Raw genomic sequence first — 24,543 nt, 5'->3', positions numbered from 1 at the left:
TGCTGACATGATTGTCAGATGCTTTCATCCGTCGGGCGAAGAGGCTCTCAACGGGAGCTTCACAGAAGCTGAAGCTTCCGTACAGTCATCGAAACGGGTCAGGATTTTCAGGGGAAAGGGAAAGGAAAGGTGAGCGTGATGAGTCAGAAGAAAGTGAGCAAGACTTATTTAAGTCTCTATATATTGGCGTTTGTTGGAGTAACCATTGTTTTCATGCTGGTTGGTTTTGTCATGATTCATACGTTCAGTGATTATGTACGGGATGAAATGGTGAGAAATGCCACCTATACCGCCAAGAGCTATTCCCATACGCTGGAAAAGAATATCCAGGCCTACGAAGCGGTGACGGAACTTATGGAAGACAAGATCGAGGCAGCAGGAAACGGCGTCATCAATGCACAGTACCCGGAGAGGCTGAATCTTGCCGTGGTGGCGGAAAAGCTGAATGTGGACAGTATCGATGTCTACAACCGGGCAGGTGTTGTAGTCAGTTCCGCCTATCCGGAGAATGTGGGATGGCGCGTTTATGAGGGCCATCCGGTATATGATTTCTACGTCAGTGACCTGACGAGCTTTATAGGTCCTGTGAGAACCAACACCATTTCCAATCTGGAATATAAATACGGATACTATCGCATGGACAACGGCGGATTTGTTCAGATCGGGGTTTCCGCAGACCACATCAAATCCTTTGTGGACAATTTTGAAATGATCAATAATTTCAACATGATACGGAATGGAAACAGTCTTCTGCATCTGACGTTCATAGACAATGACTACCATGTGCTTGCCAGTACGGAATCTGACCGCATTGGTGAAATCGTTCAGGATCCGGCGGTAATTGAAAGCGTCGAAGCGGGAAAAGAGAGTGGTGCCTATGCAACCATCGGAGAAGAAGAGGTGTATCAGGTTTTTGTGCCGGTCTATCATGAAAACGGACGTCAAGGGACGCTGGCTGTGGCGCAGAGCGTGAAGGAAACGGAAACTCTTTTGAATAGACTCACCGGTGTAAGTCTTGTCATCCTGTTCTTCGTGTACGGCGCGCTTCTGTTTCTTTTCAATTCTTCCTACAGACGTTTCAGAAATCTCATGAATCTGGCCTATTTTGACCAGTCGACTAAACTGCCCAATGAGGAGTATCTGAGAACCATTCTGACAGAGGAGAAGAATCTGGGAGATCACACGAAAAAGGCTCTGATTCTGGTGAGACACATACACTACAAGACCCGTCAGTTCGAGAATCCCTATGAAAGCACGGCCCAGATAGTCGGAAGAATCGGAAGAACCATTCCAGGGCTTGTGAACTATCCTGTACAGGTCTTCAACCTGTCAGAAGATAAATTCATCCTTCTGGCTGAAGAATACAAGAGCAAGCTGGAGCTGATTTCTCTTGTGGAAGAAGTGACAAATCTTTCCAGAGAGCATTTCAATCTCCATGGAACCATAGAATACATGAACATAAAATTCGGCATCACGGAAATGGATGAGAACGGAAAATCCATGGAACAGCTTCTGAAGGAAGCGTCGGTTTCTCTTTCCAGCATAGGCGAGAAAGATGAAGTGAATTACGCCTTCTTCTCCTATCACACAGGCAGAAAACTTCAGATGGAAGACATGATCGTCAATGAACTGAAGGAAATCATAAGTGATGAAAGCAGTGGGGGAGTTCATCTTCTCTATCAGCCGATCATATCCATGAGAGACGGATCCGTATCTTCCTTTGAGGCTCTGGCCCGTTTCACTTCCAAAAAATACGGGGAAGTGCCGCCGGAGAAGTTCATTGAAATTGCAGAGAAAAACAATCTCATGATACCGCTTGGCAATCTGATTTTTGCCCAGGCATCAAGATACGCGAAGAAGATGTTTGAAAAAGGATACAGTCATGTACGTGTTTCGGTGAATATCTCGGCCATTCAGCTCCTTCATGAGGATTTTCTGAAGGATATCCTTCAGATTTCCGAGCATGAAGGAATCAGTGGAGAACATATTATTCTGGAGATCGAGGAATCCGTGCTGATTGATAATTTCAAGGAGATGAATAAAAAGCTTCAGGAAATACGAGATCATGGCTTCAAGATAGCGCTGGACAACTTCGGAACCAGCTACTCCTCGCTGAGAAGCCTGAAGGAGCTGAATGTGGATATTCTGAAGATCGACAAGGCGTTCATCGACCCCATATCCCCTGGCGATACCAGCGAGTATATCACAAGAGACATTATCTCTCTGGCGCACAGGCTGGGGCTGAATGTGGTGGCCGAAGGTGTGGAGCTGGAGTCTCAGATGGAGTATCTCTTCTATGCGGACTGCGACTGCGTTCAAGGCTATATCTGCGGCAGACCCGCAAAGCCCGAGGAAGCCAGTCTTACCCTCATCGCGAGTCCGAACAACTGCTGGGTCCGTGTCATGAGAAGGAAGTTTCCCATCATAACCAGTGAGGACTCCGGATCGGACGAAGTCGACGGGGAGCCCGTCTACTAGATAGGGCGAAGGCGATGAAAGCATAGCCTGAATTGCAAGAGACACAAAGATGACAGAAAACACAAGCAACTGGAGGAAATAGATGAATCTTCGAGAAATCCTTGCTACAGCAACGAATAAAAAGGCGTCTGATGTGCATCTGGCGGTGGGGTCATATCCCCTCATGAGACTGCATGGAAGACTTCTTCCTCTGGAGGGAGAGGCGCTTCAGGTGGAGGATATGGATAGGGTGGTGCAGGAGCTTTTATCTGAAGAGGAAAGAAAGATCCTGTTGACCCAAGGAGAAACGGATTTCTCCTATGCAGATGAAAACGGAAGATACAGGGTCAATGTATTCAGGGAAAGGATGGGCTATGCAGCCGCTTTCCGGATGGTAGGAGATGGAGTTCCATCCTTCGAGGAGCTTGGGCTTCCAGCTGTCATGGAGACCTTCACGAAACTCCGTAAAGGGCTTGTTCTGGTCACCGGCCCCACGGGCAGCGGTAAATCCACGACACTTGCTTCCATCATTGACAGGATCAATGAAGAGCAGGAGCTTCATATCATCACGCTGGAGGATCCGGTGGAATATCTGCATCCTCATAAGAAATCACTCATCAGTCAGCGGGAAATTCCCAGGGATTCCCGGGGGTTCGGGCAGGCCCTTCGCGCTTCCTTGAGGCAGGATCCCGATGTGATCCTGGTGGGTGAGATGAGAGACCTTGATACCATCAGCACGGCGCTCACGGCTGCTGAGACCGGACACCTTGTCTTGTCGACCCTTCATACATCCGGTGCCGCTCAGACGGTGGATCGTATCATTGATGTGTTTCCGCCTCATCAGCAGGCTCAGATCAGGGTTCAGCTCTCCATGGTATTGGAAGGGGTGATTTCACAGAAGCTAGTGCCTGGGATGGATGGAAACTCCAGGGCTGCTGCTTTTGAAATCATGACCGGCACCACAGCAGTGAGAAATCTCATCCGGGATGGGAAAGCGCATATGCTGCAGATGCCGATTCAGACAGGGGCTTCATCCGGCATGATCTCCATGGATACTTCGATTCTGAAGCTCTATAGAGAGAAAATCATCACAAGAGATACGGCAGTGAGCTATGCAGAGGATCCTGAAGCCATGAAAAAGCAGCTTTCAGGACTGCTGAAGTAGAGTCAGGAGGAAAGTGAATTGTTATTTTTATTTCTCATCTACGGTCTGATCATCGGTTCTTTTCTCAATGTCGTGATTTATCGTGTGCCAGCGGGCATCAGCATCGCTTACCCACCGAGCACCTGCGGAAAGTGCCAAAGCAGAATCAGAGCGAAACATCTGGTGCCGGTATGGAGCTATCTGTTTTTACGAGGCAGATGCGCTTCCTGCGGCGAGAAGATTTCGATCCGATATCCACTGATTGAAGGGTTGAATGGAATGATCTATCTTATGGCTTATCTCAAATTCGGATCAGGACTAGAGGCGGTGCTCATCAGCCTCTTTTCTTCTGTGATGATCATCATCGCCATGATCGACTATGATACCATGGATGTCTATTTTTCAACCCTTCTGCCTGGAGCGGTTCTGGCAGCGCTGATTATTCTGGAAAGAGCTAGTAGAGAGATCGAGATCCTACCGTTTCTTCTAACGGGGCTCTCTGCCATGATATTCATCCTTCTTGTGATCTTCCTGACTAAGGGAGGCATGGGCATGGGAGATATCTGGATCATGGGACTTATAGGGATTGTCCTTGGTCCCGTACAGACTGTGGTTTCATTCTTTCTTACCAGTATGGTAGGAGGGGGTGTTGCGGCGGTTCTCATCGCAGGAAAAAAGAAACACGCAAAGGAAGGAATCCCTTTCGGTCCTCTTCTCATACTGGGTTTCTTTATGGCCTTGTTCATCGGGCAGGAACTTCTTGATCTCTATTTCAGTCTGTTTGATTTATAGATGAAATCCCGTTTTCAATTTTGTTCATATTTCCATAATAAAAATAGCAGATATTAAACTTTTCTTCGACATGTAAGAAGCAAGATTTTCATCCTTGGATCATGTTTTTGATTTTTAATCAAGGCATATAAAAATTCTGACGATAATAAATGAAGACCTGAAACCGGCTTAGGGTAGGGGTTACCTAAAACATAGAGGCTCAAGGGTTTGTGGATGTGAAAATATTGTTGAATAGTGTATTTTCAGCTTGATATATAGAAATTTCAGTGCTAGAATATAAACATTGGATAAATAGTTGGAGTGAAATTTTTGGCGTTAATGTAGATTCAATTAAAGAATCTTATGATGATTTAGAATCATTCTTTAATGAATTGTTGACATTGAAAACAAAACTCTATTTTTATTTAGCTTACAAAGAGAGGAGTTATTAAAATGATTAAACTAAGAAAAAAACAAAAAGGTTTTACACTGGTTGAACTGCTGATTGTAATTGCGATTATTGCTGTACTTGCTGCGGTGGTTACACCAGTTGCATTAAGTGCCATCAATGACAGTAAGGCTACAGCAGTATTAGCTGAAATCAAGTCGGTTGAAACTGCGGATCTTACCTATTACGTACAGAACAATGCTGATGGAGACATTACTAAATTAGACTTAGCTGGACTTACAGGAAATAAAACAAAGAATGCTGCCTTTGAATTAGATGGATCAAATGCTGATGGGTCTGTAAGAGTACTAAAGGTGGAAATCCTTAATGGAGCATCTCCTTCGACAATTGCTAAAAAAGCTGGTGCAACAGCAGAAGCAACTGATTCTACAGTGTATGTTTTTTCAGACAGATTAAAAGTGAATTTTGTTGCTGATGGTACAATAATAGAATAATACTTTTATTGTGGCTAAAAGACCACTTCGATGAGTGAGAAACTTAGCGAAGTGGTCTTACTTCTATCAATACAACCCGGGAGGTTATGATGAAGAAAAATGCACACTGCAAACAGAATGGAATAATCTTACCTGTTGTGCTGATCTTTTTTTCGGTATTGATGCTGTTAGGGATCACCTTTGTGTCAGTTGGTGGATTTCAGATCACGCAAAGCAGAAGTCAAGTGGAAAGATCTAAACTTTATTATGTAGCGAAATCCGGTGCAGACACTTTTGCGGAGTATCTTGTTGATCTTCCGGATACGTATAAAGACGTATATCCTGACACGTACAATGAAAAAACGATGTCCTTCATTGATGGTATTATTGGCAAAGGTTTCATTGAGATGGAGCTGGAGAACTTTGAATATGATGGAAAGCTTGAGATCAGGGTGGATTCAGTCAGTGCAGATACCATTACGATTCTTTCAAAGGCAACCAGAGAAAAACATGCAGCTGAGGTCTCAGTGAACCTGCATTACAGAAAAAGCGGTTCCATTAAAGTGTCAGGGGACAACACGGTCATATTAATTGACAATGAGTATTCGACAGGTATAGTGCATCCCCCAAGTGGCCAGCATCAGTATATATCTGAAGAGGATGTTATCGAAAAAACTAAAATGGATTATCCTGTCGTTGAGAACTTTCCTGAAGGAGAAATGACTGGAAATCTAACGGCTGGCTCAGTCAATATTGATCAGAACGCTTTCTATGACACCATTGACATCGATAAAAAGGATACGCTGACGATCAATATCAATAACTTCATAAATAAAGATGACTCCGTGTATATTGCGGTCCGGACTCTAATCGTAGACGGTTCCATAAGAATCAATAATCCGCACAATAAAAAAATCTATTTATTTGTCCGGGAACATCTGATGATGGCTGAAAATGGCAAGCCTGAGATTGTCAATGACGATTCCAATAATTTTGTGCTGATGTATAACGGTTCAGATCATATCATCAGTGAGAATAACAGCATTGATTTCACTGGTGTTCTATATGCACCCAATGCGGGTGCTGCACTGAAAAACCAATCTGATTTCACTGGTGTAGCCATTGTTGACAGCTTCAAGATCAATAACAACGCAGTATTCACCGGCGTGCTGGCAGCCAATTCAATTCAATACTTGAACAATGGCATTGTTCAATCAGAAGGGATCAGTGCAGAAATCCCATCAGATCTGATTGATGATGAACTATCCGATTTAGTGATTGAGTTTAACTCAAATCCATGGGAATAGGTGAGTATATGAAAAAATTAAAGGGGTTTTCCTTGCTGGAAGCTCTGATTGCAATCTCTATCGTGGCATTAATCGCCGTTTCTGCTCTACCGCTGTTCATGATCAGCTCGAATAATGTGAAATCGGGACAGGATGATTCGGTACAGCTATTTGAACTGCAATCTGCAATCGAAAATGATTCATTGGAGCGCAGCGGTGTGGGACGCATGACATTCCGCATAGAAGAGGATATCATCGAAATCGACATGGATAAATACAGAGCATCTGGGACGGTAGAACCGGATGTGTTTATTGACTATTTTAAGTATAAGGACAAGAGTTCTGAATAATACAAACAGCGGAGGTAACCATGGCAGTTAAGAAAAGGCTAGGAGAAATACTGAGTTCGGAAGGGCTGATCAGCGATGAACAGCTGAAGCTGGCACTGGATATACAGAAAAAGACGGAAGAAAAGCTGGGGGACATCCTTGTCAATCAGGGAATGGTCTCCTATGACGAAATCCTCACTGCCATCAAAAGGCAGCTGAATATCCCCATGCTTGACCTGGATGAGATTCATATTAAGCAGGAAGTCATAAGAGTTCTTCCAGAGAAACTGGCGAGAAAGTACATTGCAGTACCTGTAAGACTGGATAACGGAGAACTCCTGGTGGCCATGAGTGACCCATCCAACTACTTTGCCATTGATGACATCCGTCTTGCGACGGGATACGTCATTAAGCCCGCAATTTCTTCTCAGGATCAGGTTCTGCGCAATATTGAAAAATACTATGACAAGGAAAAAGCCCAGAAAGCGGCAGAGGTTTTCCAGAGATCCGTTGTCATGTCTAGAAACCAGGTGGAAAAACTGGAGACAGAGCTCAATCAGGATGCACCTATTATCCAGTTCATCAACACAGTGCTGGAAAATGCCATTATCTATAAAGCCTCTGACGTGCACATTGAACCTGAAGATGCGGAAATAAGGGTTCGATATCGTGTGGACGGATTCCTTGAAGAAATTCTCCGTTCGGATATCCAGATCCTGGAGCCCGTTGTAAGCATCGTGAAGATCATGTCCAATATGAATATATCGGAAAAGAGAATACCCCAGGATGGAAGGTTTCTCTATCGAGCCAGCGGGAAGTTCGTGGATATGCGTGTCTCCATTGTGCCGACCATCTATGGAGAAAAGATCGTAATCAGACTGCTCAGCAAAGATGATGCCCTGCTGAACCTGTCCAGATTGGGGTTCAAGGAACGTGAGAATGAAATCATCCAGAGGACCATAAGAAAGCCTTACGGCATCGTTCTTATGTGTGGTCCCACCGGATCAGGAAAGACGACAACGCTGTACAGTTTCATCAACGAAGTCAATGATGTCCGAAAGAACATCGTCACCATAGAAGACCCGGTGGAATACAATCTGGAAGGCGTCAATCAGATGCAGGTGAACAACAAGATCGGATTCACTTTTGCCGATGGTCTGAGAAGCATTCTTCGTCAGGACCCTGACATAGTTCTTGTCGGGGAGATTCGTGACCAGGAGACTGCAGAGATTTCCATAAGAGCGGCATTGACAGGTCACCTGGTGTTTTCCACCATCCATACCAACAATGCGGTTTCCACCATTTCCAGACTGAAGGATATGGATATTCAGCCGTATCTTCTGGCTTCCACACTTGCAGGTGTCATATCACAGAGACTGGTCCGCAAGGTTTGTCCGGTCTGTGCGAAGAATGAGCCGGCATCTGCTCACGAGAAGAAGATCCTGGGCATCACAGAAGATGTGATGCTGAAGAAATCCGTGGGATGTCCCTCCTGCAATATGAAGGGATACAAGGGCAGAGTTGCGGTTTTTGAGGTGCTGGAACTGGATGATGAGATCAAGAGACTCATTGTGGAAGATGCGTCCGATCTTGAAATTGAAAGATATGCCATGAAATCCGGAATGGAAAGCCTCAAGGAATCCTGCGTATCCAAGGTTCTTGCAGGAGATACCACCATAGAGGAACTAATGAGAACAACACTGTAGGGGGATGGAGTATGCCGATTTATAAATATAGAGGATGGGATACCAATCGTCAGATGGTCAAAGGGACCATGCTTGGACCTGACCCCGTTACTGTAAATGAAAGAATCAGAAATCTGAATGTGACACCAATCAGTATAGAAGAGAAGGAAGAACCAAGAGATCTCTTCACCCCGAAAAAGAGATTCCGTGATCAGGAACTGGTGAACTTCTGCGGACATATGGCGCTGATGATCAGATCAGGGGTGAATATCATGCTGAGCCTTGAAATCCTGGAGCAGCAGTCCACTAACAAGGAAATCAGAAAGGTCTACGGGAAGATTCTGGAAAACGTGAGAAAAGGAGAGTCTCTTTCCACATCCATGGAAGCCACAGAAGATTTTCCTCAGCTTATCGTGGATATGGTGAAGGTGGGGGAGTCAACAGGGGAACTGGATAACATTCTTCTCAACATGGAAGAGTACTACCAGAGAGATATCGCCATCAGGAACAAGGTGAAGACTGCAACGGTATATCCTAAGATACTGGTAGGGGCTACGCTCGCAACGATACTCTTCTTTGTGTATTTTGTAGTGCCTTCCTTTGCGGATCTCTTCTCGGATATGGAAAACCTGCCTGTGGCCACCAGAATGCTGCTCGCCATGACCGGATTCTTCCAGAACAACACGCTTCTGATTTTCGGGATTGCGGTTCTGTTTGTCATCATGCTGATGATTCTCTGGAGAAATCCGAGATTTGTGATCTTCAAAGACAGTCTGCTACTGAGTCTTCCGGTCATAGGAATCTTAAGCAAGCAGGTGATCATTTCCCGTATGGCAAGAAGTCTAGGTGTGTTTCTTAAATCCGGTGTACCGGTGCTTGAAGCACTGGATTCCACGAAAAACATACTGAGAAACCGTCACCTCGAAAAGGGGTTTGATCAGGCTATCAGAAGAATCATCAACGGACTGACCATGTCTGATGCTTTTCAGGAAGAGAAGCTTTTTGATCCGATGGTCTATGGACTCATGAGAGTAGGACAGGAGACGGGGCAGCTGGATGAAATGCTCTACAAACTGGCTGCAATTTATGACAGAGAAGTGGAATATTCCCTGAATAAACTTGTGGCGAAAATCGAGCCTGTGATGATCATCATCATAGGAGGTGTGGTCGGATTCATCGTCATCGCGATCGCTGTTCCAATATTAAATATGTCTCAAGGGATCGGATAAAGGGGAGCAAGGAATGAAAGAACTTATCGTATATTTTTCGCAAAACAGAATAGATGCCTATTATCTGGAGAAATCAGGGAAAAGCCTGTCTGTACTGGACTACCACCGTTACAAGGATGATGAGACTTTTACGCAGTTTCTGAATAAGCATAAGATCAGATACGCAAGAGCAGTCATCGAAGACCGTGAGACTGTAGTCAAGAGCGTCACATCTCCTCTTCTATACAGTGAAGATGTGGAAAGCTTTGTATCAAACAACATCAATGAATACTTTGTGCTGGATCCCAACGATTTTGAAGTGGATTACCGGATCACATCCATCGACAGAAAACTGAAAGAGCTCCATCTGATGCTAAGTGCATCAAAGAAGGAGCAGCTGGAGGAAGTGAAAGCGCTCTTCAGGAGAAACAGAATCAGGCTGACAACGCTCTCTGCCATGCCTGGGCTTCTTATGAATATCGTGCAGAAAGAAGACGGAAAAGGCATAGCCATAGTTAGAGTAGTGGGTAGTTCAGCCTGGATTCATATTGAAAGAGAAAAGAATGTTTTTCTTCATACCGCATTCGATTACGAGGAATCGGAAGGGAAACCTACGGAGGCCACCCTTGAAAACATGGGCTATTATCTGAATTTCTATTCCAGACAGTATTTCGGGGAGACCATCGATAAAGTCATTGTGCAGGCGGAGAGACGCTATGAAGAAGGACTGAAGGAATCCATGAAGTCCATCTATGAGGGCGAAGTCGGTTCTCTGGATCTTCCAGTATATGCGGCAAAGGACAACAGCTTATCCGGCAGTGTTCAGCCTGAAGAAGCATGGCTTCTTGGTGTCTATCCGGCAAACAGACTGATCTACAACAAGGAAATCAATTACGCGGCACCACGTGGTCAGTATATCAGATCGAATCGAAGAAACAGTGCCATCAGACTGGTCAGTGCATTGCTGCTTGTAACCATGCTGATTCAGGGAGGTTTTGTTCTTCTGGAGAAGTACATGAAATCCTTCTATCATACCGAACTGGTAGAAGTGCCTGAAGATCGTATTGCTGAGGTGAATGAGATTCTGAGAAAAGTCACAGCCAATGAAAAAGAACTACAGATGAAAGCGGACATGCTTCGGAACATTTACGCAGAGAACACTGACTACATCGGATATCTTACTGCGCTCAGTGAAAGTCTGCCCAGAGAAGCAAGGATTGATTCCATCAGCATACACAAGACAGGCATCGATGTGAGCTTCTACTTCGGTAATGAGGACAGTCGAACGCTGGATGCAGCCAGGGTCGTGCTGGCACTCAACAGTACAGGACTCTTCGAACCGGTGAAAGTAAGCGGACTCAGCATGGACAACACGCAGGAGTACCTGCAGCTCAATGTGGTCTATAAGGCCGAGGAACCCATGCTGCCCGAAGAAGCGGACGGTGGAAGTGACGGTGAAGCAGATGGATTGTAGAATGAGACGACTAATACCAGTAAAGGGAGGCTTCTGCTATGGAAAGGCTTAAAAACGAGACATTTCAGATTAAGCTTCTTATCGTGCTGCTCTTCCTTCTTCTGAACATTGCGCTCATATTTTTTGTAGGCATACCCAGAATCAGCAGTGTGGATGATGTAGCCATGGAACATGATGAGAAGCTCCTGAGAGTGGAACTCATGCTGGCCAATGAAAGAGCCATCGATGAGAAGGAAACCAGAATCGAACTTCTTAAAGCGGAAGTGGAAGGCTTCGAGGAGATGGTTCCAGACCATGTGGACTATCCGCAGGTCATTCATGATTTCTATACCTATTCTCTGGACCAGGAAGTGGAACCGCTTTATCTGTCTTTCAGTGATGCGGCTCTGATCGAAGAAACTGGTGAGACCGAAGAAGATGAGAACATGGTAGAAGAGGAAAAAGATATCCTTTCTGCACTGACGCTGAATTTTACCGCCAGGGGAAGCAGCGCAAAGATCATGAAATTTCTTGAGGATCTGGATGACATTTCGCCTCTGGCCTTGACGGTGGATAATGTATCCCTTTATAACAGCGAAGACGGAGCGCTTCGCGCTGATGTCACATTCAGGCAGTATGTAAGAGGACTGGCATCATCAGACATACCTTATGAGGAGTACAGTTTTTATGTAGACAGCGTCGGATTTTCCGACCTTGCATCCTTGTTTGAAGTCGGGACAGGCCTGCAGAGGGTAGAAGAGGAGCCGGATCCGGCAGACAATGAAGCGACTGAGGAAACCGCTGCACCTTAATGGCGGTGGTGATGACTGAAAGAACGGCTTTCAAAAACCAGATGTTAAGAGGAGTCTTCTTGCAGAAAGAAGGCTCCTCTTGAAAATAGTCATCAGAAGGATTCATATCCCAGCTTAATGCATGACGGATACACTATAGAAGGTGCTGATGAAAATTATGAAGTATATTATCCATATAAGATTGAATGGATAGAATGAATAAATTATAATAATATAATAAGCATCATTAATATTTTAACAAGCTGAGGTTGATTCAGTGTCATGTGTTCACAACATGACCGGATATATCGGGAGGACAGAATGGAAAGAGCAGATCTTACTACCAGTTTCACGTATAAGAATATAATGGATTACTCAAGTACAATGATTCAATCCGTTGATTTAGAGTGTAATCTCATCTATACCAACGAAGCCTGGAGAGATACTCTGGGTTATTCTCCTGCCCAGGTTGAGCGCAGGAGCTTGTTTTCTGTTCTCAGCAGTAAATCCCATAAGACCTACCAGAATATCATGAGCATGGTCAGAAGCGGGAAAGAGCCTGGTAATCAGGATCTGATCTATCTGATGAAGAGTGGAAAGGAAACCGTGCTTTCCGGAATGATTTCTCTCATGAAAGACCATGAAGGAGAAGTTATCGGTACAACGGGTTTTCTCAAACTGTCGGCCTATATCGATGAGCCGTTTGATATGAAGATTCCCGATCGTGGCATAGAGCAGAGAGCACACTCCGTAGTAAAGGACATGAAAACCAAGTATGGCAGTGATATGCTCATGGGACTGGAGGACCTCGAAAGCCCCATCAACCGGTTTCTGGACTCCATCTATGATCTGGTCTTCTTCAAGGATGTGGATGGTTACTACAGGGGATGCAACAACAATTTCGCTGCACTGCTGAATCTTCCGAAAGAAAAAATCATAGGCTACACAGATTATGATCTGTATCCGGATGCCATAGCAGATTTATTCAGAGAAAAGGATGCACTGATTCTCAAGGATCTGACCCCACGTAAAAACGAAGAATGGGTTACGCTTTCGGATGGAACCAAGAGCTTTCTTGAAACGCTGAAGACCCCTTACTGGGGACCGAATAATGAACTCACCGGTTTTCTGGGCATCAGTCGAGACATCACAGAAAGAAAACTTGCGGAAGATAAACTGGCGGAAAATGAAATGTGGCTCAACATCTATTTCACCCAGTCCAACAATGCGAAGTTTTTTCTGATGCTTGATCACCCGGTATCCTGGAAAGAAGTTCCGGAGAACAATCGGGATCAGGTGCTGAAAGAGATCTGCAGGAATCTGAAAATCAACAGAATCAATCCCGCACTTCTGGACCTGTACGGCATTACGGAAGAGGAGATCAGAAATGAGAAAGTGCCGGCAAGTATTCTGTGTGATCCTGAGGAAGGCATAGAAGAACTGAAAGCTCTTCTTGATCAAAGCAACCTGAGGGTTGTGTTCGAGAAGGAAAGGAAGGACGGAAAAGAGATTGCTATCGCCGGGGACTACATGTGCCTGTATGATGATCAGGAACACCTCATCGGTATCTTCGGAAATCATAGAGACATCACGAAAGAGGTTCTTTCTGAAAAAGAGACGAAAGAGAGAGAGCTGTATTTACGAACTGTCCTTGAAACCACGAGAGACGGTTACTATGCACTGGATGAAGAGCTGAAGATCATCGACGTCAATGAAGCCTACTGCGGTATGTGCGGGTACACAAAAGAAGAACTCATCGGGATGAGCATCATGAAACACACCATCATGGAAGATGCCAAGAGCGCCAGAGAAAAAGCGCAGAGAATCTATGAAAGGGGTTCTGAACTCTTTGAATCGCGCCACAGGAAAAAAGATGGAACAATCTTCGATGTGGAAGTTTCCGTTTCCACACTGGAAGGAAAAGAAAGAAAACTCATCCATTTCATAAGAGACATCACAGAAAGAAAGCAGCTGGAAAGTTACTTCCTCATTGAAAAGGATCTTTTCAAAAACACGATCCATTCTGCTGCGGATGCTGTGATATCGACAGATTCCTACGGCAATGTCGTCATCATGAACAATATGGCTGAAACCTTCACGGGCTGGACTCAGGAAGAAGCCAAAGGAAGACCTCTGGAAGAGGTACTCCATATCCATGACCAGCATGGAAATCATTTCACAAACATAGCCCGGGAAAGCATGAGAAGCAGAAACAAGGTGGAGCTGGTGGAAGATTACAGACTCCTCACAAAGGGACATGAAGAAGTGTTCATCGAGCTCAGTGCAGCACCGATTACTGGCAGTGAGAATGAGATCATCGGTGCAGTGGTCATCTTCAAGGACATCACAAGAAGGCGAGAGGAAATGAAGAACATCGAAGACCTCAGCTATCGCGATGCCCTGACGGGGCTTTTCAACAGAAGGTATCTGAATGAAGCCGTGAAAAGCATCAGCGATATCCTGAGCCTTCCCCTGACGGTGATGGTGGTGGATGTCAACGGGCTGAAGCTCACCAATGACGCATTTGGTCATGCCACAGGAGACAAGCTTCTGAAAGAGGTTGCGACAATCATCAAGGAAGTCACAAGACAGGAAGATGTGGTCTGCAGAACTGGGGGAGATGAATTCATCCTCCTTCTTCCCAACAGCGACAGAGCACAGGCCAAAGCGCTGAAGGACAGAATCGTATCTCTTGCGTCCAAGACAAAAGTGGACTCGCTTTCCGTATCTCTTGCCATAGGATATTCCGTCATGAGAAGAGCAGAGGAAGATTTTGATGACGTATTCACGGAAGCGGACAACAACATGTATCGAAATAAGCTGAGATACGGGCAGACCATCAAGAGAAAGACCATTGACAAGCTGCTCAATAAACTGAACAGGAAGAATCATGAAATGTTCCAGCACAACAGAGAAGTGACGGAATATGCTGAGAAGCTGGGCATGGCGATGGGTCTCAAGGAGAATGTGATTGAAGACCTCAGACTGGCGGCTAGACTTCATGACATCGGGAAAGTCATGGTGTCCAAGGATATACTTCAGAAAGCCGGAAAGCTTACCGATAAAGAAATCAGCCAGATCAGAAAGCATTCTGAAATCGGATACCAGCTGCTGAAAGAAGTGGATGACTACAAGCATCTGGCTGAAATTGTACTCAGTCATCACGAATGGTACAACGGAAACGGATATCCCAGAAAACTGAAAGGGGAAGAGATTCCTCTGCTCTCCAGAATCATTGCGGTGGCAGATTCCTATGAGACCATGACAGGAATCAGAGGATACAGAACTTCCATCACCAAGGAAGAAGCTGTAGCGGAACTGAAATCCTGTGCAGGTACGCAGTTTGATCCTGTGATCGTTGACCTGTTTGTGGATCAGGTGTTAGGGTGAGAAAGACCATTGAAGCGGGAGGTAGAAGATGAATACGGAATTCGGTTCAAAGAGAAAGCATAAAGCCTCCAGCAAGGGGTTCACACTGGTGGAGGTGCTCATAACAGTCGCCATTACAGCGATCATCATGGGCGTCATAGGCACACTGTTTTTCAGTGGCGCATCCACCTACAGCACAGGATCCAGGAAAGCATTTGTTCAGAATGATACAAGGCTCGGTATGGAGCTGATTCAGAACGAAATCCGTTATGCCAGAAAACTGAATCTGCTGGAAAACGGCTTTGATCCGGAAACAGCAGGAGAAGGAAATGATCTGAGCTATATCTCCTTTCAGGAAACAGAAAAAGATGCCGGTAAAATCGTGATATTCAAAGACAACGGAGATGATTTTCATAAAGTGGTCTTACCAGGACAATACAGCAAGGATTCTTTTTTCGGAATCGCTGACAATGATACGGAAAACGGGAAGATTCTTCTGGAGCTTCATCTGAGCGGACTGTATAACGGCAGTGAATCTGTCCTGACCACCAGCATCAATCTCCTTAACATGTCTTCATCGGGCACCGGTATAAACCAGGACGATGCAGTGCTTCCCGAGCAGTCGCTGACAATCGAATATTTGAAATAATCGTGAATAGAGCCCGATGTTCATTATCTGGCTCTATTTTTGTAGTATGCTTAGTATAGTAAGATTTCTGATTCTGGTCTGGTTCAATACCAAGAAAAAGGAGAACGTGATTATGAACGAAAAAACACCATCCACTCCGATTAAGATTCTAGTAGTCGTAACCTATGCCATCATGATCGTAATGAATGCACTGGCCAATATTCTGCCCATCAACGGCAAGGGAACTGGAGAGGTATCCGATTCCTATCCCAATCTCTTTGCTCCGGCTGGAATCACTTTCAGCATCTGGGGTGTGATTTATTTTCTGCTGGCCTTATATGTCTTATATCAGATGGGCGTACTGAAAAGCGGTACAAGAGATGGAAACAGAAATCTCCTGACTCGAATCGGAATCGTGTTTTCCATTTCTTCCATAGCCAATGCGTTGTGGATTCTCACATGGCATTATGATCAGATACTGTTATCCACTTTCCTGATGCTTGCGATTCTCGCTTCCCTCATCGGCATCAACTTCATGACGAAAAACGCCGTATTAAGCGGAAGAGAAAGACTCTTCATCCGATTGCCGTTCAGCGTGTATTTCGGATGGATCACCGTAGCCACCATAGCCAATGTGACAACACTTCTGGTGGATATCGGATGGAGAGGATTCGGGATTTCAGAATCCATATGGACCATTCTCATCCTTGCAGTCGGAGCCGTCATTGGAATCACAACCATGTTCTCTTTCCGAGACATGGCATATGGACTGGTGCTGATCTGGGCATATGCAGGGATTCTCTATAAACATATCAGCCCTGACGGATTTGACAGAGAATACATTTTCGTCATCATCGCGGTGTCCATCTGCATATTCCTCTTTGTCATGGCGGAAGGGTACCTGTTCTTTTCAAAGAAGAAGAAATCCTGACCTGTCCGAAAGAATCGTATTTATCCAGAAAGGGCATAGAAGAGGCCATCTGCATCACGGCCATGATGCAGATGGCTTTTCGCGTCAGACTGGAAATGATCCCATATGAAATATCATTTCGATAAAATACAGAGCTGATATTATCATTTGGATAAAATAATCACAATGTAAACGAAATCTGTTTAGGATTTAGGATTTATAGCAATTAGGTACTCTTATCCGCATCAGGACGAAAAATCGTCACCTGACCAGAAAGTTCATTGTGAATCAGTCAAGAAAAACCCGATTTCGTTGCAATGATATTGTTTACATACAGTGGCTTTAAGGGATGACGGCGTTGAACATCCCGGTGATTAAGGTATAATTAATTCATTAGAAACAGTAAAAAGGGGTGCTTTGTGTGATACAAGATATCAGAATCGAATTAAGAGAAGACAAGAGAGAAAAACCGCAGGACATGAGTAAAGTGAAATTCGGCAAGACTTTCTCTGACCATATGTTCCTTATGGACTATGACAGCCAGAAAGGATGGCATGATGCCAGAATCGTTCCTCATGGTCCTATTCCAATGGACCCAGGCGCAATGGTATTCCATTATGCTCAGGAGATTTTTGAAGGTATGAAAGCCTACAGAACAGAAAGCGGAGCGATTCAGTTCTTCAGACCATTCGAAAACATCAGAAGAATGGCAAGATCCGGGGAAAGAGTCAGCATGCCTGCTGTGGATGAGGATATGTTCATGGAAGCGCTGAAGAAACTTGTGGAAGTGGACAAGGACTGGGTTCCAAGTGAGGAAGGTACCTCTCTTTATATCAGACCGTTCATGATTGCTACAGATGTAGGTCTTGGCGTACATGCTTCAGACAGCTACCTGTTCTGCATTCTCACCTGTCCGGTTGGAAGCTACTATCCGGAAGGAATCAATCCGATCAAGATTCTCATAGAGGATCAGGATGTAAGAGCAGTACGCGGGGGTACTGGTTACGCGAAATGCGGCGGAAATTACGCGGCATCCATCCGAGCATCTGTAAGAGCCGGAAAGAAAGGCTTCTCACAGGTTCTATGGCTTGATGGAGTGGAAAGAAAATACGTGGAAGAAGTCGGTGCCATGAACATCATGTTCAAAATCGACGGAAAAATATACACACCGGAACTGAACGGATCCGTTCTTCCTGGTGTAACAAGAAAGTCAAGCATCGAGCTTCTGAAGTCCTGGGGATACGAAGTCATCGAAAAACTTGTGAGTGTCGATGAGCTTGTGGAAGCTGCGAAAACCGGAAAGCTGGAAGAAGTCTGGGGTACAGGAACAGCTGCAGTGGTGACGCCGGTAGGCTGGCTGACCTATAAGGATGAAACTTTCGAAGTGGAAGGCGGGAAGATCGGAGAAGTCACGCAGAAGCTCTATGACGGCCTGACAGGCATTCAGTGGGGTAAGATCGAAGATACTCGTGACTGGACCGTGAGAATCTAGAAATTCAAGGATTACAAAGAAAGCTTCATGTTCTCATATTGGAGAAACATGAAGCTTTCTTTTGCTCTCTTGCGTTTGAAACGTCTGGTGTTTCATTCATCCTCTTCTTCTATGGCAGTTGGAATGTGAAAATAATAATACTAGATAATTGCTGTTGCCTTCAGACTGGGATTCATGACCAGATCCAGCTGTCCGTCATACATGGAGATATATCCTTCATAAAGGAGTTCCATGTTTTCTACGCTGTAGAGATCATCTGGTGAGATCAGTTCCGGTTCCTTGTCGATATCATAGATTTTACTGTTGATCAGTATTTCTGATATGAACTGGGAACAGAAGTAATGGTGTTTTCTCTTCAGTGGAATACCCAGCTTTGCCCCTACAAGACCGATGAGGTTGTAGTGATACTTGTCGGCTTCATTCTGGAACTTAGCCAGTTCCTTCATCAGAGAATAGTACTGAAGCTCCGTGACTTTCACCTTGTAGATGAGGCACCTTGATTCAGTGAACTTCTCATAGACACCACCTTTGAGGTTTTCTTCGACAAAACCGCCTGAAAAAGGGTTGTCCGGGTTCCTTCTGCCGAAGGAATACATTCTGGTGAAGGTGTCATCAAAGCTGATGGATGCATGAACGTATTTCATATCGGAAAATGTTGCGATGACACGTGACAGCCATGTACCGGTTTTCGTGAAAACAAGATAAATATAATATGATTCCATTTCAGTCTCTTCCTCTCATTATGTCCTTGTACTTTCCTATTCTAATTCGTAAATCTTATTACTTTATGAGTATTTCCTGATATATTTATTTGATTAAGGAAGCACATCTTATTATAGTCTGCTTTCTCTGAATTGGGAACACATATTTTCTCATTCCATCTTTGGAAGTTCATGTGGAATAATTCTTCCTGATTATTGCCCTGCATCTGCATGAAATCAGAAATAATGAGAGAAAATCACAGGAAAGTTGCCGTTTTTGATTACAATTCGTGGTATGATAATAGAAAAGTTAGAAAATTTGGAGGCCAATAGATGGTAGAAGAAAAACGGTTTGCAGTCCTCATCGATGCAGATAATGTTTCAGCAAAGTACATCAAGTACATATTCGACGAAGTATCCAATTACGGAGTATCTACATACAAAAGAATCTATGGAGACTGGACGTCACCAGGCACAGCATCATGGAAGGATATCCTTCTCGCCAATTCCGTTACCCCTGTGCAGCAGTACAGCTATACGGTAGGGAAGAATGCGACGGACTCAGCCATGATCATCGATGCCATGGATATTCTCTACACAGGATATGTGGAAGGATTCTGTATTGTATCCAGTGACAGTGATTTCACGAAACTTGCCTCGAGATTACGAGAATCCGGCATGCTTGTAGTGGGTATGGGCGAAAAGAAAACGCCAAAGCCATTCATCGCCGCCTGTAACCAGTTCAAGTATCTTGACGTTCTGCTGGCTTCCGATGAAAAGAGCAAGCGAGAAGAAGAGGAAAAAGCTTCTCAGCTTGAAAAAGAGAAGAAGGAAATTCAGGCTCAGCCAGGCACCAACGGGAAGAAGCCTGCCAAAACGGATAAAGTGGATGACCAGAAGAGCATGACGGATATTGAAGTCATCAAAGCCACCGTGCTGAAAATGATGAATGAAGTGGAAGCCCAAAGCATGAATATGGGTGAGATCGGAAACAGACTTGTGAAGCGATATCCTGATTTCGATGTCAGAAACTACGGGGACACCAAGCTATCCAAGTTCCTGAAGAAATTCGACTTCCTGGAATTCAACACCAAAGGCAAAGACGGCACTTCCATGTGGGTTTCTCTGAAAGGGGAAGGAAAAGATGCTCCAGAGGAAGAAACAGCTCCACAGCAGCCGAAACGAAGAACCTACAGAAGAAAACCGAAGAAGATGAAGTAAATATAGGAAGGTGCCGGAGACCTGTTTCTGGCATCTTTTTCTGATTTGAGAGAAAAGAAGGAACAATCGTAACAATTTTTCATAAACAGTAAAAAAATGCTATACCTGACTGAAGTAATTTGTTATAATTAAAGGGCAGCAAAACTGCCTATGGGAGGATAACTCAGCTGGGAGAGTGCCACCTCGACAAGGTGGAAGTCGCAGGTTCGAGTCCTGTTCTTCCCACCATAGGATCTGAACGATTATCGTTCAGATCTTTTTTTCTTTCATTTACTATGAATCCTGATATTTAATAGTTTCGAAAGATAAGGTATGATGAGACCATGAAATGAATTGGGGGGCAATCAGGAATGAAATGCAAATATACAATTGAAACACTCATAGGTGAACTGACGGTTCTGGAGAATGACGGCAGGATTACGGATCTTCATTTCGGTAAAGTTTCCATACTGGGTATGGTAGAGAAAAAGACAGAACTCATTGCAGAAGTGGAAAAACAGATCAATGAATATTATCAGGGCAGTAGAGAAGAATTCGATATCCCTCTTCGCATTGAAGGCACACCCTTCCAGAAAAAAGTATGGGAAGCCTTACGAGAAATCCCCAAAGGGGAGACCAGAACCTATGAAGACATCGCCATGGCAGTGGGAAGTCCCAAGGCTTCTCGAGCCGTGGGTATGGCCAACAACAGAAATCGCATTCCGGTGATCATACCATGCCATCGAGTCATCGGAAAGAACGGGAAGCTGGTAGGGTTTGCAGGTGGACTCGATGTGAAGGAAAAACTGCTGGAGATGGAGAAAAAAAGCAGATAAGGATTGGCGCTGTAGTAAAATATGAACAGAAGATAACAGAGGTTTCACTATCATTTCACTGAAACGTTAAAGAATGGTCTTATATTAACGATACAGTAATAGGTGACAACAGAACAATTATTAATAAAGGAGTGTTATCTTTTGAAAAGACTAGTTGGAACATTTAGAACAGAAGAAGAAGCGATTCTGGCCATCAATGATCTGAAAGAGATGGGCCTGGATCCCAGAGAGATATCCGTGGTCACCAATGAACCTTATGCGTACAAGACGATTAAAGGGTCCATGGATGCAGAAGGAAAAGAGACGATTGTAGTCGGAGATTTATATCATGGTAGAGGAGTCCACGAATTCGTCGGTTCTCTGACCCATTACGGTATTCCGGAAGAGAATGCTGTGGTCTACAGAGACAGACTAAATGACGGTAACATCCTTGTATTCATCGGTGTGAATGATGAAATCAGAAACCATATCGAAAATCCAGGCACCTACCGAGCGCCAGATCTGTTCATAAACGACATTAGAACACCCGGCACCTATTCCATCACGAAGCGGTTCAAGGAAGATCCGGATAACCCTGGCACCTATGTGGCACTGGATTACGGCTACAGAAAAACCACACCTGGAACCTACGAAGATCCTTCGGTTCGCGATGAAATCCTGACACCAGGATCCATTACAGAAGACGATGTGATCCATCCGCCACACCATATGGAAAAAGTGGATGAAGACTGAGAGGAATCCGTAGAGCGTTCCATTTCTCTGGATGAACGAGAACTGGAAGACTATGCGGACCTGGATAAAGTGAACAGGAATGTTCCGGAGGAGGAAGAGGATCCGCTGGACCCAGGATTCCACCTTCATTAAAGACTGAATAACCCGAAGAGAGGAGAAATCCTCTCTTTTCTTCTCCTTCTGGTAATCGATTGCAATTATTCGTATTTTCCAAATTTTTATCTTGAAATTAACATTTATCATTGAAATTGAGATAAAATAGAAGCATATTGGAGAAACGATGAATCAATGTGCAAATGGGGGGATAAAGGATGCAGAGGACACTGATGCTGAAGGAAAAAGGTCTTTTGGATGATCGCGGTAAGATGATGGAGGAAAAGAAGATGATGCAGGAGTTTCTGGCACGTCATGCCGGGAAAAAGAATCTTCTGGTCATTCGTACTTCGGCTTACAAGGATGAGGTGATGGAAGAGCTGCTCTCTTTCAGCGAAGATACGAAAAGAGAGCTCATACTTCTCAGCGGAAAAGAGATTACCCCTGAGAATATAAGAGACCTGACAAGGAAAAAAGATCAGCCGATACTCATCGGCATCAATGAACTGAGCAGCGCCAGAAATCTGGGAACCACCGAAGAGGCGGCGGTCTACAGAGCGATCATCAATATGGCGGATACCGGTAATGAAGAGTTCGGACTTCATCCAGACAGTTCCTTTGTTTTTCTTGCCGAAGAAGAATTTCCGAGTCATGAACTGGCCACAGTGAGTCTTACCTGGGCATATGAGACGGCATTTCTGGACTGCAGGGATTTCAGAAGCAAAGTCATGGATCACATGAAATCCTACAAGGAGAAGTCTTTAAGAGTGAAGGAAGAGGTAAGCCATAACGGTAGAACCTATAGTCATATTCTGCCTGAAAAATATTACGAGATGAATTTTTCCCGTGAAGTCAAAGAGAAGCTTGTGGGCTCCAAATATCTTTCTTCCATCCACTGGCACAGATATTCTCATCATCTGAACTCTTCTCAGGTCATGGCGGTGAATTTCTTCTATCCTCTACTGCGCTACAGGGAACTGGACACACTGCTCGGTCTCATGGGGATGGAGGATGAGATCATCTACGATCCTTCGCATATTTCCTTCTCCAAGATTTCAGAAATCGAAAATACCCAGGGAAGGAAAACCTGCTTCGATTTCTATTTCAAGCTGAAATCCGGAAAGGACGTCTATGTCGTGGCCAAATACACCGAAGGATGCTATGAAAGAGCTCTGGATGAGGATTATCTCAGAAAGTATGAGGAAACCTACAGACCGCTTCTGGAGCAGTCTGAGATCATAAAAGAAGAACACAAGAATCAGAAGGTGTTTCTGGAAAACTACAGCTGCATGAGAAATCTTGTGCACCTTTCCAGGGATAGTTACCTCCTTGTGATCTATCCAAGAGAAAACTGGAAGGTAAGAAGCAAAGCCCTCACGGCAGAAGAGAAGATTCTGAAGGATGATTTCAAGGGGCATTATCTTCCGGTGGTTTGGGAAGATCTGCTGGAGCTTCTCATTGAAAAAATGAAAAACAATGATGTGGCGCGTTTTTACGAATCCTGGTTCAAAGACAAGTATTTCAGATATTAGCAGGAAGTTCTGTCTGAGAGGAGGACAACAGATGGATTACAATGGTTATCAGAATATAAGAAACTGGATCTATCGCAATGCCAGACCGCTGGATCTGGCCAGATGGGAATTTCATTTTGAGCACAGGGACAGTGAAGAAGTGCTGAAGATGCTTTCCTTTTATCAGAATGAGGACGGCGGTTTCGGTCATGGGCTTGAACCGGATTCATGGAATCCAGGTTCAACACCCATCACCACAAATCGGGCTGCGGAGATTCTGAGAGAAATCGGACACAGCAACAGGAAGCATCCCATGATTGTTGAAATGCTGAAGTATCTGGAATCCGGACAGGGGAAGAAAGGCCATAAGTGGCTGTTTTCAGTGCCTGAAAACAGCAGTTATCCCCATGCACACTGGTGGGAAACAGCAGGGGAAGGGACGATCACCCCGTTTAATCCCACTGCATCGATTCTGAGGTTCATTCTGGATTTCGGGGATTACAAGTCAGACCTCTATATGCTGGCTTTGAATGAGATGGAATCCATGAAAGAGGAATTCGTAAACGCGAAAGACCCATCCATGCATGATCTGATCTGTCTTGAAAGCATTCGAGCCTATCTGGATGAGGAGAGACTGAATAAGCTGGAGGCGAAGATCATAGAAAAAGACCCGGACAACTGGAAGGAGTATACCTGCAGACCTTCTGCCTTCATACGGGATGGCAGTCATCCTCTTCTGAAGCAGAAGGAGATCAAGGAGCTTCTCAGGATGGAGCTTGATGCGCTGGAACGATCCCTTCATTCAGACGGGTACTGGGAAATCAACTGGTCCTGGGGAAGTTACCCTGAAGCCTTCGCTGTTGCCAGAAACTGGTGGAGAGCAGATGTGACCATCAGGAATCTTCTTCTTCTGAAAGCCTTTGGCAGGCTGGAGGACCTGTAGTCATATAAGAGAAAACGGAATGAGGACATGAATTTCTGAGCGGTAAGAATTTCATGTCCTCATTCATCCTTCATGAAATCACTTCGATGCATATCTTATTGCGTGAGATCAGAACTCAGATC

The 24,543-nt window shown here is 44.7% G+C and carries 20 protein-coding genes and 1 tRNA gene; 20 read left to right on the top strand and 1 reads right to left on the bottom strand.

Annotated elements, in window-relative coordinates; all coding sequences use genetic code 11:
• Nucleotides 1-138 precede the first annotated feature (138 nt).
• From ACHAL6_RS09220 to ACHAL6_RS09155, 14 genes are all read left to right on the top strand, one after another.
• Entirely contained in the window at nucleotides 139-2,478 is a 2,340-nt protein-coding gene (locus ACHAL6_RS09220) for an EAL domain-containing protein (protein WP_395270269.1), read from the top strand.
• A gap of 82 nt (nucleotides 2,479-2,560) precedes the next feature.
• A complete protein-coding gene (locus ACHAL6_RS09215) occupies nucleotides 2,561-3,622 on the top strand; it encodes a type IV pilus twitching motility protein PilT (RefSeq protein WP_395270268.1) in 1,062 nt (353 codons plus the stop codon).
• An 18-nt stretch (nucleotides 3,623-3,640) separates the two neighbouring features.
• Complete coding sequence (locus ACHAL6_RS09210; RefSeq protein ID WP_395270267.1) at nucleotides 3,641-4,393, top strand: prepilin peptidase; 753 nt, start codon at nucleotides 3,641-3,643, stop codon at nucleotides 4,391-4,393.
• Nucleotides 4,394-4,825: 432 nt separating this feature from the next.
• Nucleotides 4,826-5,275, top strand: coding sequence for a type II secretion system protein (locus tag ACHAL6_RS09205; protein ID WP_395270266.1), 450 nt, complete (start codon nucleotides 4,826-4,828; stop codon nucleotides 5,273-5,275).
• An 86-nt stretch (nucleotides 5,276-5,361) separates the two neighbouring features.
• Nucleotides 5,362-6,561, top strand: a complete 1,200-nt coding sequence (locus ACHAL6_RS09200; RefSeq protein WP_395270264.1) for a hypothetical protein — start codon at nucleotides 5,362-5,364, stop codon at nucleotides 6,559-6,561.
• Between the two features lie 8 nt (nucleotides 6,562-6,569).
• Entirely contained in the window at nucleotides 6,570-6,890 is a 321-nt protein-coding gene (locus ACHAL6_RS09195; RefSeq protein WP_395270262.1) for a type II secretion system protein, read from the top strand.
• A 20-nt stretch (nucleotides 6,891-6,910) separates the two neighbouring features.
• On the top strand, nucleotides 6,911-8,575 hold the full coding sequence (locus ACHAL6_RS09190; RefSeq protein WP_395270260.1) for a GspE/PulE family protein: 1,665 nt from the start codon (nucleotides 6,911-6,913) through the stop codon (nucleotides 8,573-8,575).
• A gap of 11 nt (nucleotides 8,576-8,586) precedes the next feature.
• Nucleotides 8,587-9,783 carry a type II secretion system F family protein gene (locus ACHAL6_RS09185; RefSeq protein ID WP_395270258.1) on the top strand — a complete coding sequence of 399 codons (1,197 nt, stop codon included), beginning with the start codon at nucleotides 8,587-8,589 and terminating at the stop codon, nucleotides 9,781-9,783.
• 13 nt (nucleotides 9,784-9,796) lie between these two features.
• Complete coding sequence (locus ACHAL6_RS09180; RefSeq protein WP_395270256.1) at nucleotides 9,797-11,236, top strand: hypothetical protein; 1,440 nt, start codon at nucleotides 9,797-9,799, stop codon at nucleotides 11,234-11,236.
• A gap of 38 nt (nucleotides 11,237-11,274) precedes the next feature.
• On the top strand, nucleotides 11,275-12,027 hold the full coding sequence (locus ACHAL6_RS09175; protein ID WP_395270254.1) for a hypothetical protein: 753 nt from the start codon (nucleotides 11,275-11,277) through the stop codon (nucleotides 12,025-12,027).
• A 300-nt stretch (nucleotides 12,028-12,327) separates the two neighbouring features.
• Entirely contained in the window at nucleotides 12,328-15,396 is a 3,069-nt protein-coding gene (locus ACHAL6_RS09170) for a PAS domain S-box protein (protein WP_395270253.1), read from the top strand.
• Nucleotides 15,397-15,424: 28 nt separating this feature from the next.
• Nucleotides 15,425-16,024, top strand: coding sequence for a PilW family protein (locus ACHAL6_RS09165; protein ID WP_395270252.1), 600 nt, complete (start codon nucleotides 15,425-15,427; stop codon nucleotides 16,022-16,024).
• 112 nt (nucleotides 16,025-16,136) lie between these two features.
• The gene (locus tag ACHAL6_RS09160; RefSeq protein WP_395270251.1) at nucleotides 16,137-16,934 is read left to right on the top strand and encodes a tryptophan-rich sensory protein; all 798 of its coding nucleotides are present in this window, start codon (nucleotides 16,137-16,139) and stop codon (nucleotides 16,932-16,934) included.
• A 403-nt stretch (nucleotides 16,935-17,337) separates the two neighbouring features.
• Entirely contained in the window at nucleotides 17,338-18,405 is a 1,068-nt protein-coding gene (locus ACHAL6_RS09155) for a branched-chain amino acid aminotransferase (RefSeq protein WP_395270318.1), read from the top strand.
• A 140-nt stretch (nucleotides 18,406-18,545) separates the two neighbouring features.
• Here the strand turns inward: ACHAL6_RS09155 and ACHAL6_RS09150 are convergent, their stop codons facing one another.
• Nucleotides 18,546-19,127, bottom strand: a complete 582-nt coding sequence (locus ACHAL6_RS09150) for a hypothetical protein (RefSeq protein WP_395270250.1) — start codon at nucleotides 19,125-19,127, stop codon at nucleotides 18,546-18,548.
• 312 nt (nucleotides 19,128-19,439) lie between these two features.
• Here ACHAL6_RS09150 and ACHAL6_RS09145 point away from each other — a divergent pair, with 312 nt between their 5' ends.
• From ACHAL6_RS09145 to ACHAL6_RS09120, 6 genes are all read left to right on the top strand, one after another.
• Entirely contained in the window at nucleotides 19,440-20,327 is an 888-nt protein-coding gene (locus ACHAL6_RS09145) for an NYN domain-containing protein (RefSeq protein ID WP_395270249.1), read from the top strand.
• Between the two features lie 152 nt (nucleotides 20,328-20,479).
• Nucleotides 20,480-20,555, top strand: a tRNA-Val gene (locus ACHAL6_RS09140).
• A 122-nt stretch (nucleotides 20,556-20,677) separates the two neighbouring features.
• On the top strand, nucleotides 20,678-21,142 hold the full coding sequence (locus tag ACHAL6_RS09135; protein ID WP_395270248.1) for a methylated-DNA--[protein]-cysteine S-methyltransferase: 465 nt from the start codon (nucleotides 20,678-20,680) through the stop codon (nucleotides 21,140-21,142).
• A gap of 141 nt (nucleotides 21,143-21,283) precedes the next feature.
• A complete protein-coding gene (locus tag ACHAL6_RS09130; RefSeq protein WP_395270246.1) occupies nucleotides 21,284-21,874 on the top strand; it encodes a general stress protein in 591 nt (196 codons plus the stop codon).
• 311 nt (nucleotides 21,875-22,185) lie between these two features.
• Entirely contained in the window at nucleotides 22,186-23,499 is a 1,314-nt protein-coding gene (locus ACHAL6_RS09125) for a PGN_0703 family putative restriction endonuclease (RefSeq protein WP_395270244.1), read from the top strand.
• Between the two features lie 31 nt (nucleotides 23,500-23,530).
• On the top strand, nucleotides 23,531-24,421 hold the full coding sequence (locus ACHAL6_RS09120; RefSeq protein ID WP_395270243.1) for a hypothetical protein: 891 nt from the start codon (nucleotides 23,531-23,533) through the stop codon (nucleotides 24,419-24,421).
• Nucleotides 24,422-24,543 lie beyond the last annotated feature (122 nt).

It is taken from the genome of Proteiniclasticum sp. C24MP, assembly GCF_043951855.1.
Taxonomy (GTDB): Bacteria; Bacillota; Clostridia; order Clostridiales; family Clostridiaceae; genus Proteiniclasticum.
This window is presented reverse-complemented; position numbering and strand designations above follow the sequence as displayed.

Coding starts and splice junctions, on each gene's coding strand:
- ACHAL6_RS09220 (WP_395270269.1), top strand. CDS start 139: ATGAGTCAGAAGAAAGTGAGCAAGACTTATTTAAGTCTCTATATATTG.
- ACHAL6_RS09215 (WP_395270268.1), top strand. CDS start 2,561: ATGAATCTTCGAGAAATCCTTGCTACAGCAACGAATAAAAAGGCGTCT.
- ACHAL6_RS09205 (WP_395270266.1), top strand. CDS start 4,826: ATGATTAAACTAAGAAAAAAACAAAAAGGTTTTACACTGGTTGAACTG.
- ACHAL6_RS09200 (WP_395270264.1), top strand. CDS start 5,362: ATGATGAAGAAAAATGCACACTGCAAACAGAATGGAATAATCTTACCT.
- ACHAL6_RS09195 (WP_395270262.1), top strand. CDS start 6,570: ATGAAAAAATTAAAGGGGTTTTCCTTGCTGGAAGCTCTGATTGCAATC.
- ACHAL6_RS09190 (WP_395270260.1), top strand. CDS start 6,911: ATGGCAGTTAAGAAAAGGCTAGGAGAAATACTGAGTTCGGAAGGGCTG.
- ACHAL6_RS09185 (WP_395270258.1), top strand. CDS start 8,587: ATGCCGATTTATAAATATAGAGGATGGGATACCAATCGTCAGATGGTC.
- ACHAL6_RS09180 (WP_395270256.1), top strand. CDS start 9,797: ATGAAAGAACTTATCGTATATTTTTCGCAAAACAGAATAGATGCCTAT.
- ACHAL6_RS09175 (WP_395270254.1), top strand. CDS start 11,275: ATGGAAAGGCTTAAAAACGAGACATTTCAGATTAAGCTTCTTATCGTG.
- ACHAL6_RS09170 (WP_395270253.1), top strand. CDS start 12,328: ATGGAAAGAGCAGATCTTACTACCAGTTTCACGTATAAGAATATAATG.
- ACHAL6_RS09165 (WP_395270252.1), top strand. CDS start 15,425: ATGAATACGGAATTCGGTTCAAAGAGAAAGCATAAAGCCTCCAGCAAG.
- ACHAL6_RS09160 (WP_395270251.1), top strand. CDS start 16,137: ATGAACGAAAAAACACCATCCACTCCGATTAAGATTCTAGTAGTCGTA.
- ACHAL6_RS09150 (WP_395270250.1), bottom strand. CDS start 19,127: ATGGAATCATATTATATTTATCTTGTTTTCACGAAAACCGGTACATGG.
- ACHAL6_RS09145 (WP_395270249.1), top strand. CDS start 19,440: ATGGTAGAAGAAAAACGGTTTGCAGTCCTCATCGATGCAGATAATGTT.
- ACHAL6_RS09135 (WP_395270248.1), top strand. CDS start 20,678: ATGAAATGCAAATATACAATTGAAACACTCATAGGTGAACTGACGGTT.
- ACHAL6_RS09125 (WP_395270244.1), top strand. CDS start 22,186: ATGCAGAGGACACTGATGCTGAAGGAAAAAGGTCTTTTGGATGATCGC.
- ACHAL6_RS09120 (WP_395270243.1), top strand. CDS start 23,531: ATGGATTACAATGGTTATCAGAATATAAGAAACTGGATCTATCGCAAT.